The sequence below is a fragment of the Roseomonas gilardii subsp. gilardii genome (assembly GCF_023078375.1).
Lineage (GTDB): Bacteria > Pseudomonadota > Alphaproteobacteria > Acetobacterales > Acetobacteraceae > Roseomonas > Roseomonas gilardii.
Genome location: NZ_CP095554.1, coordinates 104,299 through 117,363 on the forward strand (window position 1 = coordinate 104,299; position 13,065 = coordinate 117,363).

The following is a 13,065-nucleotide window of genomic DNA, read 5'->3' on the forward strand; positions in this document are numbered from 1 at the left end:
CCTGGCGTCCCCGCTGGTATCGGCGCCCTGTCCCAGGGACGCAAGGCATGCACCGGTGAAGCTTCCGCGCGCCGCCCTGCCGGTGGCAGCCGCCCCTTCGATGCAACCGGGCCACAGGTGCCGGCGATGCGCGCAAAGGGCGGAGGGGGTGGCGATGACGGCCGCCCGGCCCTCGGCTAGGCTGCGCGCCATGGCCCTGTCGCTCTCCGATCTGCTGTCGCCGGTCACGCCGGAACGCTTCTTCGCCGAGTTCCATGACCGGCAGCCCCTGCACATCCCGGGCGGGGCGGCGAAATTCGCCTCCGTCCTGTCCTGGCGCGCGATCGACCGGCTGCTGGACATGACCCATATCTGGTCCAGCCAGTCGCTGCGGGTGATGATGGACACCCAGGCCGTGCCGCCGGAGGCCTATTGCATCCGCGCCACCGGCCGCGACGGGCAGCCGGTGCAGCAGCCCGATTCCCGCAAGCTGCGCGACTGGGTGGCGCGCGGGGCCTCGATCGTCATGAACGACGTGGACAGCCTGACCCCCGGTCTCGCCTCGGTCAGCGACGCGCTGGAGGATGCGGAGCTCGGCAAGGCCCAGGCCAACGTCTACATCTCCTTCCGCCAGCACAAGGCCTTCCCCGCCCATTTCGACACGCACGACGTCTGGGCCGTGCAGGTCGAGGGCGAGAAGGTCTGGAACATCTGGGCGAACCGGGCGGAATGGCCGATCAGCCATCCCTCCTTCCGCAATCTGGGCCAGGCGCATCACGAGCAGGCCAAGGGACCGCTGCGCGAGAAGGTGGTGCTGAAGGCCGGCGACCTGCTCTATCTGCCGCGCGGCTGGTACCACGACGCCATCACCGAGGCCGACACCTCCGTCCATGTCGCCTATGGCGCCAATGCGCCGCTGGGGCTGGACCTGCTGTCGATGCTGTTCGAGCGCGCCATCCAGGACCCGCTCTTCCGCCAGCCCCTGCCACGCCAGGACGGCACCCCCGCCACGCAGTTCGCCCTGAACACCCGCGCCGGACAGCTCGGCACGCGCCTGTCGGAATATTGCCGCGAACCCCGGGTGCTGGAGATGCTGGGCCGCCTCGTCGCGGAGCACCGCTTCCACCGCGGCGGCAACAACCTCCTCGCCACCCGCGGGCTGGCCACGCCGGAGGAAGAGGCCGCCGCCCCGGCCGAGACCGGCGAAGGCGGCTTCCGTGTCGTGGCGGAGGGCGCGAAGCCCGTGCGGCGCGGCAGCGAATGGCTGCTGAAGACCGGTTCCGGCACCCTGCCCCTTTCCCCCGCCGAGGCCGAGGCCGCCGGCTGGGTCCTGTCGCGGCGGGAGGTTGACGAGGCCGGACTGAGCAGGGCGCATCCGGGCGTGGACGCCGCCGGCTTCCTGCGACGCCTCGCCGGGGCCGGGCTGCTCGCCCAGGCGGCCTCGTGATGCTCCCGCCGCTGTCCGGCCTGCTGGCCGCCCTCCTCGCCCCCACGCTCCTCGCCCTGGCCGCCAGCCAGACCGCCGCCCAGGCCCCGCGCCGGGATTTCAGTTGCGTCGGGGCAGAGCAGTTGGAGGATGATGTCTTCGCCATCCCCTTCCGCTCCGGCAATGCCCAGGTCACGGAGGCGGCCCGCAGCGGCCTCGCCGCCGCCGCCCAGCTGATCAAGGCGGAACCGGACCGCGATGTCTGCGTGCTGGGCCACAGCGACCGCGAAGGCGGCCAGGCCAGCAATGTCCGCCTCGCGGCCAGCCGCGCGCGGGCGGTGGCGGAGGCGCTGACGGCGCAATACGGCATCCCCGCCGCCCGCCTGCGGAGCGAGGCGCGCGTCGCCGGCTTCAGCCGCAGCACCGAGAACCGCACCCAGCGCAACGTCACCATCGTGGTGCTGCCGGCCCGCGCCCCCGAACCGGCACCGAAGCCCCCGGCAAAGCCCCAGACCCCGGCCACGCCGCCGTCCGATTCCAAGCCGCCTGCGCCCCAGGCCCCAGCTTCCCAACCTCCGGTGTCCCAACCCTCCGCGCCGGAAACCCCGGCCTCGCCGCCGGCCGCCGCACCGGCGAAGCCGCAGGGAGAGAAGCCGCCGGCGGACAAGCCGGAAGCGCCGAAGTCCGCCGCCGAACCGAAGACGGGGTCGCCGGATAACGAGAAGCCGGCAACCCCGGCACCCTCCACGCCACCCGAGGCCCCGGGCGAAGGCGTCAAACCTCCGCCAGACGAGAAAAACCCCGATCAGCCTGGAAGCACTGAAGCGCCAAAACAGACTCCCTGAGCCATCTTCCAGCCCGGCCGTTCTGTCCGGCGTCACGCTGTCCCGGGGGACAAGGCTCCGCCTTTTCCCCCAGCCCCCTTATCCGCCAGGACCCTGCGGTCCCTGGACCCGGTTCGTGGGCGCTCGCTGACACCAGCGCGGACAGGGTGTTTTTCTTCTTTTCGGGAGCCCCGCCGATCCACCTGCTCCACGGATCGGGCGTCAGGCTGGCGGCGCCACCGACACCAACGAAAGCCCGGGGTCCGGGGACCGGCTTCGGTCCCCGGCGGAGTGGGGGTCCGGGGCGAGAGGCAGCGCCTCTCCCCCGGCGGCCAGCCACGCTGCGAAGCGCCAGGGAGAGCCGATCAGGCCGCGGCGGGCAGACTGCGCGCGGTGGCGGCGGCCTTGGCCAGATCCTCCACGAAGCGGTCGTATTCGCGGGCCTTCATGGCGGAATCGGGGATGCGCAACAGGTAAGAGGGATGGACGGTCGGGTAGAAGAGCCGCCCATCCGGCGCGCGGAGCACATTGCCCCGCACCTTGGTCACCGGCATGGCCCGGCCGGTGACAGCACGCAGCGCCGTGGCGCCGAGCGTGACCAGCAGGCGCGGCGCCACCAGGGCGATCTCGCGCTCCAGGAAGGGCCGGTAATAGGTGATGTCCCCGGCATCCGGCGTCTGGTGCAGGCGCCGCTTGCCGGTCGGGGTGAATTTGAAGTGCTTCACCGCGTTGGTGACATAGGCCTCGTCCCGTGAAACACCCGCTTCCTCCATCGCCTTGCCGAAGAGCCGTCCGGCCGGGCCGACGAAAGGCCGCCCGGCGAGGTCTTCCTCGTCGCCCGGCTGCTCGCCCACGAACATCAGCATGGCGCCGGGCGGCCCCTCGCCGAAGACGAGCTGCGTCGCCTGCCCGGCCCAGCCCGGCAGGTCGTTGCGGGTCTCGATCTCGCGCTTCAGCGCGGCGAGGGCGGCGGGGACGTCGCTGTCCGCCCGGGTCTCGGCATGGGGCATGGCTGGCATTCCAACGCACGAAACCGCCGCCGGGTGCAGTCTGCCCGAATGGCCACCCGGTATGGAGACGGGATGCGCTGTCCGCTGCCGCCGCGGGGCGGGCGGGGTGGCGCCGCGCTCCACCATGGCGGCGACCCGGGCCGGGGCCTCGGCGATCAGGCGCGGGATGTCGCGAGCCTCGGGCAGGTTGCGCCAGTAGCGACGGGGCATCTCGGCCAGCATCGCATCGGTCTTCAGCCGGGCGGGGTTGAAGATGGCAGCGAAATAGGTCCGCCACAGATCCTCCGCCGCATCCTCCGCCGGGGCGTCGGCGCGGCGGGCACCGGGGCCAAAACAGACCTCTCCACTTTCTGGCCCCTCCCAGTGCGCCGAACCGCTGGGCGTCAGGATGCTCCAGCGCAGCGCCGCGAAGCGCCGCCGGAAGAATCCCGCCTCGGCCCGGAGGATGTGGTGCCCCGGTTCGAACCAGGCGACGAAGCGGGCACCGCCCTCCCCTTCCGCGACCCGCATCTCCCGGAAGCGAACGAAGGCGTGCATCTTGTGCGCGTCCCGCCGCACGGCGCGGGCCATGGCCTCGGCGCGCGCCACATCGGGGTCGGAAGCCACCTCCAGCAGCCCCCGCTCCTCCTGGAGGCGATGCAGCAGCCGGTGCAGCAGGGCGAAGCGCCCCGGGTCGCGGTGGCGGATCACCAGTTCGGCCAGTTCCGGAAAGGCCTGTGGCACGCGCGGCGCCGGGGCATCCTCCGGTGCCTCCGGCGGCGGTGGGCCGGCCAGCAGGGCGGGTGGATCGGCGGGGCTGGACCAGGACACATGTTCCGGCGCGATGCCGGCGATCACCAGCGCGCGCGCCGCCACCCGCCAGCCGGCGAAGTCGTCGGGTGCCTCCAGGGCGACGCTATGCATGCGCGCCTTCTCCATGAGCGCCTTATGCATGCATGCCTCCTGGGCCAGGGAGGGCGGCGAAGAGCGAGAGCTGGCGGGGGCGCCCCGGCGGCGCCATGGGCAGGGACGCGGCCAACCCTCCCTCCGGGGACAGCAGGGCGCGCAGGTCGGCGCGGTCGAGCAGCCCGGCGCGCGGATGGTGCCCGGCGGCGATCAGGAAGGGCGCCACTTTCCGCAGCGGAATGTGCAGCCGCGCCAGATCCTCCAGCCGCAGCGTCCGGTGCCGCCGCGCGGCGATGACGCGCTCCACCGTCTTCGCCCCCAGCCCCGGCACGCGCAGCAGCATCTCCCGCCCTGCCCGGTTCAGGTCCACCGGGAAGCGGTGCCGGTTGCGGAGCGCCCAGGCGAGCTTGGGATCGATGTCGAGATCGAGCATTCCCGGCGTGGCGCCGCCGTCATCGGAGGGCGCCACGATCTCCCCGGCCTCGAAGCCGTAGAAGCGCATCAGCCAGTCGGCCTGGTACAGCCGGTGCTCCCGGACCAGAGGCGGCGCCATGGGCGGCAGCAGGGCAGGCGCGTCGGGAATGGGCGAATAGGCGGAGAAATACACCCGCCGCAAACGGTAGGAGCCGTAGAGCACCGCCGTGGTGCCCAGGATCTGCCGGTCGTCGGCGCCATCCGCCCCCACGATCATCTGTGTGCTCTGCCCGGCCGGGGCGAAGCGCGGCGGCGTGGCCCGGACCCGCCCGGCCTCGTGCTCCCGCCTGGCCTCCGCCGCCTCCTCGATGCGCAGCCGCAGGCCGCCCATGGCGCGCCTGATGGCGCCGCTGTCCTTCTCCGGCGCCAGCTTCGCCAGGCTCTCCACCCTGGGCAGTTCGACATTGATGCTCAGCCGGTCGGCATAGGCACCCGCCTGCGCCACCAGCGCCGGATCGGCGTCGGGGATGGTCTTGAGATGGATATAGCCCCGGAAGCCGTGATCCTCCCGCAGCGAGCGCGCCACGCGGAGGATCTGCTCCATCGTGTAGTCCGACGAGCGGATGATGCCGGAGGACAGGAACAGCCCCTCGATATAGTTCCGCCGGTAGAAGTCGAGGGTCAGCCCGACCAGTTCCGCCACCGTGAAGCGCGCCCGCCGCACGTTCGAGGAAGCCCGGTTGATGCAATAGGCGCAGTCATAGACGCAGGCGTTGGTCAGCAGCACCTTCAGCAGAGAGATGCAGCGCCCGTCCGGCGCATAGGCGTGGCAGATGCCCATCCCCTCGGTGCTGCCCAGGCCGCCGTCGCGGCTGTCCCGCTTCTCGGAACCGGAGGAGGCGCAGGAAGCATCGTATTTCGCCGCATCGGCGAGGATTTCCAGCTTCCGGCGGAGGTCCATGGCGCGGCTCTGCATGAATGTTCATATTATGTTCCGAACGGCGCCGGCAAGCGCCGCGGCGGGCTTCGGCGGCGAAAATCCGGCGGCCGGAAGCCGGAATGACCTGACGGATAGAAGCAGGCAAATTTTCCGTAATCTTCCGGCCCATGTTTCCGGATGGCCATGAGGTCTAGCTGACAGAAGACTGCCTGCTGGGAGCATGCCCTCTTGCCCACCCCCTCCTCCCGAAAAGACCAGATCAAGAACGTCTTCCGGGTTGCCTCCGGCAACTTCCTGGAGATGTACGATTTCACGGTCTACGGCTACTACGCCGCCGCCATCGGCCGGACCTTCTTTCCCTCGCAGAACCCCTTCGCCTCGCTGATGGCCTCGCTCGCGGCCTTCGGCGTCGGCTTCCTGATGCGTCCGCTCGGCGCGCTGGTGCTGGGCGCCTATATCGACCGCCATGGCCGCCGCAATGGGCTGCTGCTGACGCTGGCGATGATGGCGGTGGGCACGCTCTCCATCGCCGTGGTGCCAAGCTATGCCACGATCGGGCTGATGGCGCCTGTGCTGGTGCTGATCGGCCGGCTGCTGCAGGGCTTCTCCGCCGGCGTGGAGCTGGGCGGCGTCTCCGTCTACCTCTCGGAGATCGCGACCCCCGGCAACAAGGGCTTCTACGTCTCCTGGCAGTCGGGCAGCCAGCAGGTGGCGGTGATCTTCGCCGCCCTGCTCGGCGTGGCGCTGGCCAGCCTGCTGTCCCCGGCGCAGATGGATGCCTGGGGCTGGCGCGTGCCGCTGCTGGTGGGCTGCCTGATCGTGCCCTACCTTTTCTACATCCGGCGCTCCCTGCCGGAGACCGAGGCCTTCCTGGAGCAGACGCGCCACCGCCGCCCCACGGCGGGCGAGATCCTGCGCTCGGTGGCCGCCAACTGGCAGGTGGTGCTGCTGGGCATGATGATGGTCACGATGACCACCGTGTCCTTCTACATGATCACCGCCTATACTCCGACCTATGGACGAGAGGTGCTGCACCTCGCCTCCACCGACGCGCTGGTCGTCACCCTCTGCGTCGGCGTCTCCAACCTGATCTGGCTGCCCATCGGCGGCGCCGTCTCCGACCGGCTGGGCCGCTTCCCTGTGCTGGTGGCCTGCACCGTGCTGGCCATCGCCACGGCCTATCCGGTCATCTCCTGGCTGGTCGCCGCCCCCTCCTTCGACCGGCTGCTGCTGTCCCTGCTCTGGCTGTCCTTCCTCTACGGCTCCTACAACGGCGCCATGGTGGTCTACCTGACGGAGATCATGCCGGCGGAGGTCCGCACCTCGGGCTTCTCGCTCGCCTATTCGCTGGCCACCGCCACCTTCGGCGGCTTCACCCCGGCGATCTGCACCTGGCTGATCGAGGTCACCGGCAACCGCGCCATCCCTGGCCTCTGGCTCTCCGTCGCGGCGGTGCTGGGGCTGGTGGCGGTGCTGCTGTCGCATCGCCGCGCCATGGCGGCGGAACGGGAAGCCGGCGTGCTGGTGCCCTGACGGGAGGCTCCCGGCGAATCAGGGACCCGTTCCCCTTGCCGGAAAACGCGACGACGGAGGTGAAGCGCAGCCGGCACCCTGGGCACGCTTTCGAGGCGAACGCCCAGGTCGCGGCGCGAGCCTGCACAAGCCGGCGTCAATCGCGCCGGCCAACGGCGCCACCCAGGCAAGCCCCAGCCACCATTCCGCTGGATTCCCACCCGGTCGAGGCAGCAAGCTAGGCGCTCGACGATCGGGCGGAAACCTTGAGCGATGCGGCGCAGACAGTTCCTCGCAGGCGGTGCGGCCCTGGCGGCGTGCGCCGGCCTCGCCCGGCCCTCCCTGGCGGCCACGCCGGCCAGTACGCTCCGCTTCGTGCCGCAGGCCGACCTGTCGAGCCTCGATCCGGTCTGGACCACCGCGACGGTCGCCTTCAACCACGGCATGATGGTCTATGACACGCTCTACGGCATCGATGCGTCGCTGACGCCGCAGCCGCAGATGGTGGCGGGCCACGAGGTCACGGAGAACGGGCTGAGCTGGACCTTCACGCTGCGGGACGGGCTGCTCTTCCATGACAACGAGCCGGTGCGCGCCATCGACTGCGTCGCCTCCATCAACCGGTGGGGCAGGCGCAAGGGTTTCGGGCAGCAGCTCCTGGCCCTGGCCGACGAGATCGCGGCGCTGGACGACCGGCGCTTCCGCATCCGCCTGAAATCGCCCTTTCCGCTGATGACCTTCGCGCTGGGCGGGCCGGATATCTGCATGATCATGCCGGAGCGCCAGGCGAAGGTGGATGCCTTCGCCCAGGTCACGGATGCCATCGGCAGCGGCCCCTTCCGCTACCTGCCGGGCGAGCGCGTCTCCGGCTCCTTCTCCGCCTGGGAGCGTTTCACGAAGTACCAGCCGCGGCCGGAGCCGCCCTCCTTCTGGGCGGGCGGCAAGGTGGCGAATGTCGCACGGGTCGAATGGCGCGTCATTCCGGACCCGGCCACCGCCGCCAATGCCCTGCAGCAGGGCGAGGTGGACTGGCTGGAAAGCCCGCTCTTCGACCTGCTGCCCACGCTGCGCCGGCAGCCGGGGGTGAAGCTGGTCTCCACCTCCTCCCTGCCCACGCCGGGTGTGATCGCGCTGAACCACACCCAGCCGCCCTTCGACAACCCCAGGCTGCTGCGCGCGATCATGCCGGCCATCGACCAGGCGGAGTTCATGACCGCCGTGGTCGGCGACCAGACCGATCTGATGACCGTGCCGACGGGCGTCTTCACTCCTGGCACGCCGATGGCCAGCGATGCGGGGATGGAGGTGCTGACCGGAAAGCGCGACCTCGCCCTGGCGCGGAAGCTGGTGGCAGAGAGCGGCTACAAGGGCGAAAGCGTGGTCTTCCTGTCCGCCTCGGACCAGGCGGCGCTGGTGCCGATCGCCCAGGTGGGTCAGAGCCTGTTCCGGCAGATCGGGCTCAACGTCGATTTCCAGACCATGGACTGGGGCACGCTGGTCGGGCGGCGGGCCAGCGACAAGCCGGCCGCGGAGGGCGGCTGGAACGCCTTCTGCACCTCCTGGGCCGGGCTCAGCCTGAGCAATCCCGGCAGCCACTTCCCGCTGCGCGGCAATGGCAAGGGCGGCTGGTTCGGCTGGCCGACCAGCCCGAGGCTGGAGGGCCTGCGCGACGCCTGGTTCGCCGCGCCCGACCTCGCGGAGCAGAAGCGGATCTGCGGCGAGATGCAGCGCATCGCGCTGGAGGAAGTGCCCTTCGTCCCGGTTGGCTCCTACAACCTGCCCTCGGCGCTGCGCAGCCATCTCGACGGGGTGGTCCAGGCCAGCGGAACCATGTTCTGGGGCGTGCGGAAGGGCTGAGGCCCCTTCGCACGCTCCATCCCTACCCCGCCGGGTCGAGCGGGAAGCCCGTGTCGATCGCCGCCGCCACCTCGATCCGCTGCTTCAGCACGCCGAACTCCACCGCCCGGTCGGCCGCCTCCTGCAACTCCGCCAGCAGCGCGCCGTCGAGCGGCACGGCATGGGTCCGCTGCTTCTCGAAGGCCAGTTGCACCGGCTTCTCCGGCAGGCGGATCAGCTTCGCGTTATAAGCGGCGTAGTCCGGCAGATGCGCCGTGGCCCAGTCCCAGCCCCGGCGCTGCCGCCGCATCAGGTCGGCCAGCTCGCCGCGCCGGTCGCGCAGCGCGTTGCGGTGCGCCGCCAGGAAGCTGACCGTGGGGGTGAGGCCCGTGCCATCCTCCAGCACCCGGGCGCCGAACTGCGCCACCTCGATGGAGACATAGGGCTCCCAGATCGCCCAGGCATCCACGGAGCCCGAACGGAAGGCCAGCGCCGCCTCGGCGGGGCCGAGGAAGACATGCTCCACCGCATCCGCCGGCAGCCCGGCCCGTTGCAGCGCCGCCCGCACCAGGAACTGCCCCCAGCCGCCCCGGTTGCCCGCCACCCGCTTGCCGCGCAGGTCGGCGAGGCTCCGGTAGGGCGCGTCGCCGCGCACCAGGATGGCCTGGGAGCGCGGATCGGCGCGGGTGGCGGCATAGGCCTGGAGCGGCGCGCCGGAGGCGAAGACCGAGAAGAAGGCGAGGTCGCCCATGGAGCCGACATCCAGCGCATCGGCGGACAGCGCCTCCAGCAGCGGCGCGGCGGCGGGGAACTCGCTCCACTCGATCCCGTAGGGCACGCCCTCCAGCGCGCCGGAGGCCTCCAGCAGCGAGCGCAGCCCGCCCTTCTGGTTGCCCACCCGCAGCACCGGCGCGGCCCTGGCGGCGCGGGGCAGGCCCAGCAGGGCCGGGGCGGCGAGCAGCCCGGCGGCGGCGATCAGGGAACGGCGGCGCAAGCGTCGCGAGGCCGGGGAAGCAGGGAGCGTCGTCATGGCTGCATTCTGGACCGGCCAAGTCCCCGTCCCGAGTAGTCCAGTCTGGTAAAGTTCGGACGGAAAGGAGGAGATTCCGCTCCCGCGCGCCAGGAGCGGAAAAGGGTTTTCCGGCCCGCCCTGGCGCCCCGCCCTCAGCCCGTTCCGCCACCCAGATCCGCTCCGGCCGGCCGCTTGCGGCCGAAAAGGCCACGGACCCAATCCCATGCCGGGCCGCCCAGATGCTCCACGAAGGGGATCAGCAGGAAGCCCACCACCAGCCCCAGCAGGCCGGACAGCACGGCCGTGACCAGCCAGGACGCCGCTGCCGCGGTGACGGCGGGCACCGCGGCAGCGGCCCAGGCGGCCACCGCCTCCACCCAGTGCTCCGGCAGGGCCAGTCCGAATGTCTCCATCCCATGCAGCAGGATGCCCCCGCCGACCCAGAGCATGGCGGCGGTGCCGACGATGGCCAGAAGTCGCAGGAAAGGCGGCATCCCCCGCACCAGCCCCCGCCCGACCGCCCGCGTCACCGGCGCCAGGGCACGGTCGGCGCCCAGGGGCTGCGGCGCCTCCGGCAGGCGCCGCAACCCGAGCAGGCTGGAAACCGGGCGCGGATTGGACGCCAGCGCCACGCCCACATCATCCGCCCTCACGATCAGCGCCACGCCGCCATAGACCAGCACCGTGAGCCCCAGCCCCACCACCGCCAGGATCACCGCCTGCGCCACCACGGAATCCGTGGTCAGCGAGGCCAGGGTCAGGGCCATGATCTCGGCGGACAGGATGAAATCCGTCTGGATCGCGCTGCGGACGCGCGCAGCCTCGCGCCGCTTCGCCCCGGCCGCGCCGCCGGGCATCGGTTCCCCGGGCACCAGGTGTCCCGGCGACGGCTGTCCGGGGGCCGGCTCGTCATGTTCCTCTCCGCCGGACGGCGGGTGGATCGCGTGCCAGACCTTCTCGGCGCCCTCGTAGCAGAGATAGGCACCGCCCAGCATCAGCAGCACGGCGATGCTCCAGGGCGCCACGACGCTCAACACCAAAGCGAGCGGCAGCAAATAGAGCAGCTTGTTCTTCACCGAGCCGACGGCGATCTTCCACACGATCGGCAACTCGCGGGAGGCCGCGAAGCCCGTCACGTAGCGCGGCGTCACCGCCGCGTCGTCCACCACCACCCCCGCCGCCTTGACCCCGGCCCGCGCCGCCTGGGCGGACACATCGTCCAGCGAGGCGGCCGACATCTTGGCCAGCCCGGCGATGTCGTCCAGCAGCGCCAGCAATCCCGTGCTCACATCCGGTCCTTTCGCCGATCCGGCGGCGTTCCGGCCGCCGCCGCCGGAACACCTAACCGACCCGGAGCGCCGGGGATGCGCCCATGCCGCCGGGATCCGCTTCGCCATCCAGCCGCAGGATGGCTCCACCCAGCGACACCTCTCCAGCCCGCAGCACCCGCGCGGTGATGCCGCCATGGCCGCGCACGGCGTTGTAACCGCCGGGGCCCAACGCCTCCTCCATGCGGGAACAGGGGTGGCATTCCCCGGTCATCTCCAGCACCGCGGTGCCGAGGCGGAAGCGCCGCCCCTTCAGCGCCAGCAGGTTGATCCCGGAGGTCACGATGTTCCGGCGCAGCTCCTCCGGCGCCACCCGCTCCCGCCCCAGGAAGGCAGCGATCGCCGCCAGGTGCTCCGCCTGGATCAGCGTGACCTGTCGCGCCCGGCTCTGCCGGTTGCGGTAGTGGTCCCCCGCCAGCCCTTCCTCCGGCCCCATCCCTGCCAGCAGCACCGGGTGCGGCGGGGCACGCCGGGCGGGGCGCAGGCCGATCCATTCCACCCGGCCGGTCCGCATCGGCGCGTCGAAGAGGCGGGACAGGGGGAGGCGGGGTTCAGCATCGGGGCCGATGCTGAAGCCGCCGCGGTGCCGGGGATCAAGAGGGCACGGGATTCCGTCGGGCTTTCTGACGGTATCCTGATCAGGACATGGCTGATTTCGCCAATCCGATGGTCCCGGGACCATGATCGGGTCTGCCCTTTGGCGGTGCGGAAGCCTAGATATGCCGCACCGCGACAATCCGGAGGCTCAACATGGCAGACAGGAAGCTCTACTTCGTCTGGGGCGGCGTCTTCACCGATCCGAACTGGCAGGAACTCGAGCCCGGCACCGAGGAGTGCTACGGCCCCTATCACGACGCCCAGCAGGCCGAGCGCATCTGGAACGAGAAGGCCCGGCGGAACATCGACATCGCCGCGCACCGCCTCTTCGTCCTGTCGGTGGACCGCCCTGGCGCCACCGCCCTGGCGGCCTGACCGGCCGGTTTCCAGGGGCACGGCCCAGGGACATCAGCCCAGGGACATCAGCCCAGGGACCTAGAGGGTGTTACGGACCTGTAGGTGGCTTCGTTTGGGGTGAATGCCCTCTCGTAAGCCGTACCCGTCCGATGTGTCTGACGAGGAGTGGGCGCTGGTCGCGCCCTACCTGACGCTGCTGCCCGAGGAGGCCGGTCAGCGCGAGCACCCGTTGCGGGAGGTGTTCAACGGGCTGCGATACCTGGTGCGCTACGGCGTGGCCTGGCGGGCCATGCCAAACGACCTCCCGCCCTGGCACGCCGTCTACGACCAGGCGCAGCGCTGGCTGCGGGCGGGCTGCTTCGAGATGCTGGTTCAGGACCTTCGGGCGGTGCTCCGCCTGGCTCAGGGCCGGTCGGAGGAGCCCTCGGCGGCCGTGCTGGACAGCCGCACCTTGCGATCCACACCCGAGAGCGGCGCACGCGCCGCCTGGGACGGGCACAAGCGGACCAGAGGCTCCAAGCTGCACCTGGCCGTCGACACGCTCGGCCACCTGCTGGCACTGCACGTCACCCCGGCCAACGCCGATGACCGCTCGGCCGTCTCCACACTGGCCGAGGCCGTCCAGGACGCAACCGGCGAGAGCGTGAACCTGGCCTATGTCGACCAGGGCTACACCGGTAAGCGGCCCGCCCAGGCCGCAGCCGCCCACGGCATCACCCTGGAGGTCGTCAAACTCCCCGAAGCCAAGCGCGGCTTCGTCCTCCTGCCCAGGAGGTGGGTGGTCGAGCGCTCCTTCGCCTGGTTCGCCCGCTTCCGCCGCCTCGCACGCGACTACGAGCGACTGCCCGAGACCCTCGCAGGCCTTCACCTCGTCGCCTTCACCGTCCTGCTCCTCAAGCGTGCCGCAGAACTCGCCCCCAGTCCGTAACACCCTCTAGCACAGGG

At 71.2% G+C, this 13,065-nt stretch carries 11 protein-coding genes; 6 read left to right on the forward strand and 5 right to left on the reverse strand.

The window, feature by feature from the left end; translation table 11 throughout:
* Nucleotides 1-154: 154 nt before the first annotated feature.
* Both MVG78_RS00545 and MVG78_RS00550 read left to right on the forward strand, forming a co-directional pair.
* On the forward strand, nucleotides 155-1,426 hold the full coding sequence (locus MVG78_RS00545) for a cupin domain-containing protein (RefSeq protein ID WP_247557142.1): 1,272 nt from the start codon (nucleotides 155-157) through the stop codon (nucleotides 1,424-1,426).
* Entirely contained in the window at nucleotides 1,426-2,250 is an 825-nt protein-coding gene (locus MVG78_RS00550; RefSeq protein ID WP_247557145.1) for an OmpA family protein, read from the forward strand. The genes MVG78_RS00545 and MVG78_RS00550 overlap by 1 nt, the downstream gene beginning before the upstream one ends.
* 344 nt (nucleotides 2,251-2,594) lie before the next feature.
* Here the strand turns inward: MVG78_RS00550 and MVG78_RS00555 are convergent, their stop codons facing one another.
* A complete protein-coding gene (locus MVG78_RS00555; protein WP_247557146.1) occupies nucleotides 2,595-4,172 on the reverse strand; it encodes a UdgX family uracil-DNA binding protein in 1,578 nt (525 codons plus the stop codon).
* Nucleotides 4,165-5,514 carry a putative DNA modification/repair radical SAM protein gene (locus tag MVG78_RS00560; RefSeq protein ID WP_247557149.1) on the reverse strand — a complete coding sequence of 450 codons (1,350 nt, stop codon included), beginning with the start codon at nucleotides 5,512-5,514 and terminating at the stop codon, nucleotides 4,165-4,167. The genes MVG78_RS00555 and MVG78_RS00560 overlap by 8 nt, the downstream gene beginning before the upstream one ends.
* Nucleotides 5,515-5,778: 264 nt before the next feature.
* On the opposite strand from MVG78_RS00560, the gene tcuC reads away from it, so the two are divergent.
* Together tcuC and MVG78_RS00570 are read left to right on the forward strand one after the other, a co-directional pair.
* Nucleotides 5,779-7,011 (forward strand): MFS transporter, encoded by a 1,233-nt coding sequence (gene tcuC / locus MVG78_RS00565; RefSeq protein WP_282615033.1) that lies wholly within the window; start codon nucleotides 5,779-5,781, stop codon nucleotides 7,009-7,011.
* 252 nt (nucleotides 7,012-7,263) lie between these two features.
* Entirely contained in the window at nucleotides 7,264-8,847 is a 1,584-nt protein-coding gene (locus MVG78_RS00570; protein ID WP_247557155.1) for an ABC transporter substrate-binding protein, read from the forward strand.
* 22 nt (nucleotides 8,848-8,869) lie between these two features.
* Here the strand turns inward: MVG78_RS00570 and MVG78_RS00575 are convergent, their stop codons facing one another.
* The 3 genes from MVG78_RS00575 to MVG78_RS00585 all read right to left on the reverse strand — a co-directional run bounded on the left by MVG78_RS00575 (nucleotide 8,870) and on the right by MVG78_RS00585 (nucleotide 11,680).
* Nucleotides 8,870-9,856 carry an ABC transporter substrate-binding protein gene (locus MVG78_RS00575; protein ID WP_247557158.1) on the reverse strand — a complete coding sequence of 329 codons (987 nt, stop codon included), beginning with the start codon at nucleotides 9,854-9,856 and terminating at the stop codon, nucleotides 8,870-8,872.
* Between the two features lie 134 nt (nucleotides 9,857-9,990).
* Nucleotides 9,991-11,127 (reverse strand): DUF808 domain-containing protein, encoded by a 1,137-nt coding sequence (locus MVG78_RS00580; RefSeq protein ID WP_247557161.1) that lies wholly within the window; start codon nucleotides 11,125-11,127, stop codon nucleotides 9,991-9,993.
* A gap of 52 nt (nucleotides 11,128-11,179) precedes the next feature.
* Nucleotides 11,180-11,680 carry an MOSC domain-containing protein gene (locus MVG78_RS00585; RefSeq protein ID WP_247557164.1) on the reverse strand — a complete coding sequence of 167 codons (501 nt, stop codon included), beginning with the start codon at nucleotides 11,678-11,680 and terminating at the stop codon, nucleotides 11,180-11,182.
* A gap of 236 nt (nucleotides 11,681-11,916) precedes the next feature.
* On the opposite strand from MVG78_RS00585, the gene MVG78_RS00590 reads away from it, so the two are divergent.
* Together MVG78_RS00590 and MVG78_RS00595 are read left to right on the forward strand one after the other, a co-directional pair.
* Entirely contained in the window at nucleotides 11,917-12,138 is a 222-nt protein-coding gene (locus MVG78_RS00590) for a DUF4170 domain-containing protein (protein WP_247557166.1), read from the forward strand.
* A 103-nt stretch (nucleotides 12,139-12,241) separates the two neighbouring features.
* Entirely contained in the window at nucleotides 12,242-13,048 is an 807-nt protein-coding gene (locus tag MVG78_RS00595) for an IS5 family transposase (protein ID WP_247557169.1), read from the forward strand.
* Nucleotides 13,049-13,065: the final 17 nt, after the last annotated feature.

Bases quoted from the DNA above. Each gene is read 5' to 3' on its own strand.
- MVG78_RS00590 (WP_247557166.1), top strand. From the start codon at position 11,917: ATGGCAGACAGGAAGCTCTACTTCGTCTGGGGCGGCGTCTTCACCGAT.
- MVG78_RS00575 (WP_247557158.1), bottom strand. From the start codon at position 9,856: ATGACGACGCTCCCTGCTTCCCCGGCCTCGCGACGCTTGCGCCGCCGT.
- MVG78_RS00545 (WP_247557142.1), top strand. From the start codon at position 155: ATGACGGCCGCCCGGCCCTCGGCTAGGCTGCGCGCCATGGCCCTGTCG.
- MVG78_RS00585 (WP_247557164.1), bottom strand. From the start codon at position 11,680: ATGCGGACCGGCCGGGTGGAATGGATCGGCCTGCGCCCCGCCCGGCGT.
- tcuC (WP_282615033.1), top strand. From the start codon at position 5,779: ATGTACGATTTCACGGTCTACGGCTACTACGCCGCCGCCATCGGCCGG.
- MVG78_RS00555 (WP_247557146.1), bottom strand. From the start codon at position 4,172: ATGCATAAGGCGCTCATGGAGAAGGCGCGCATGCATAGCGTCGCCCTG.
- MVG78_RS00570 (WP_247557155.1), top strand. From the start codon at position 7,264: ATGCGGCGCAGACAGTTCCTCGCAGGCGGTGCGGCCCTGGCGGCGTGC.
- MVG78_RS00560 (WP_247557149.1), bottom strand. From the start codon at position 5,514: ATGCAGAGCCGCGCCATGGACCTCCGCCGGAAGCTGGAAATCCTCGCC.
- MVG78_RS00595 (WP_247557169.1), top strand. From the start codon at position 12,242: ATGCCCTCTCGTAAGCCGTACCCGTCCGATGTGTCTGACGAGGAGTGG.
- MVG78_RS00550 (WP_247557145.1), top strand. From the start codon at position 1,426: ATGCTCCCGCCGCTGTCCGGCCTGCTGGCCGCCCTCCTCGCCCCCACG.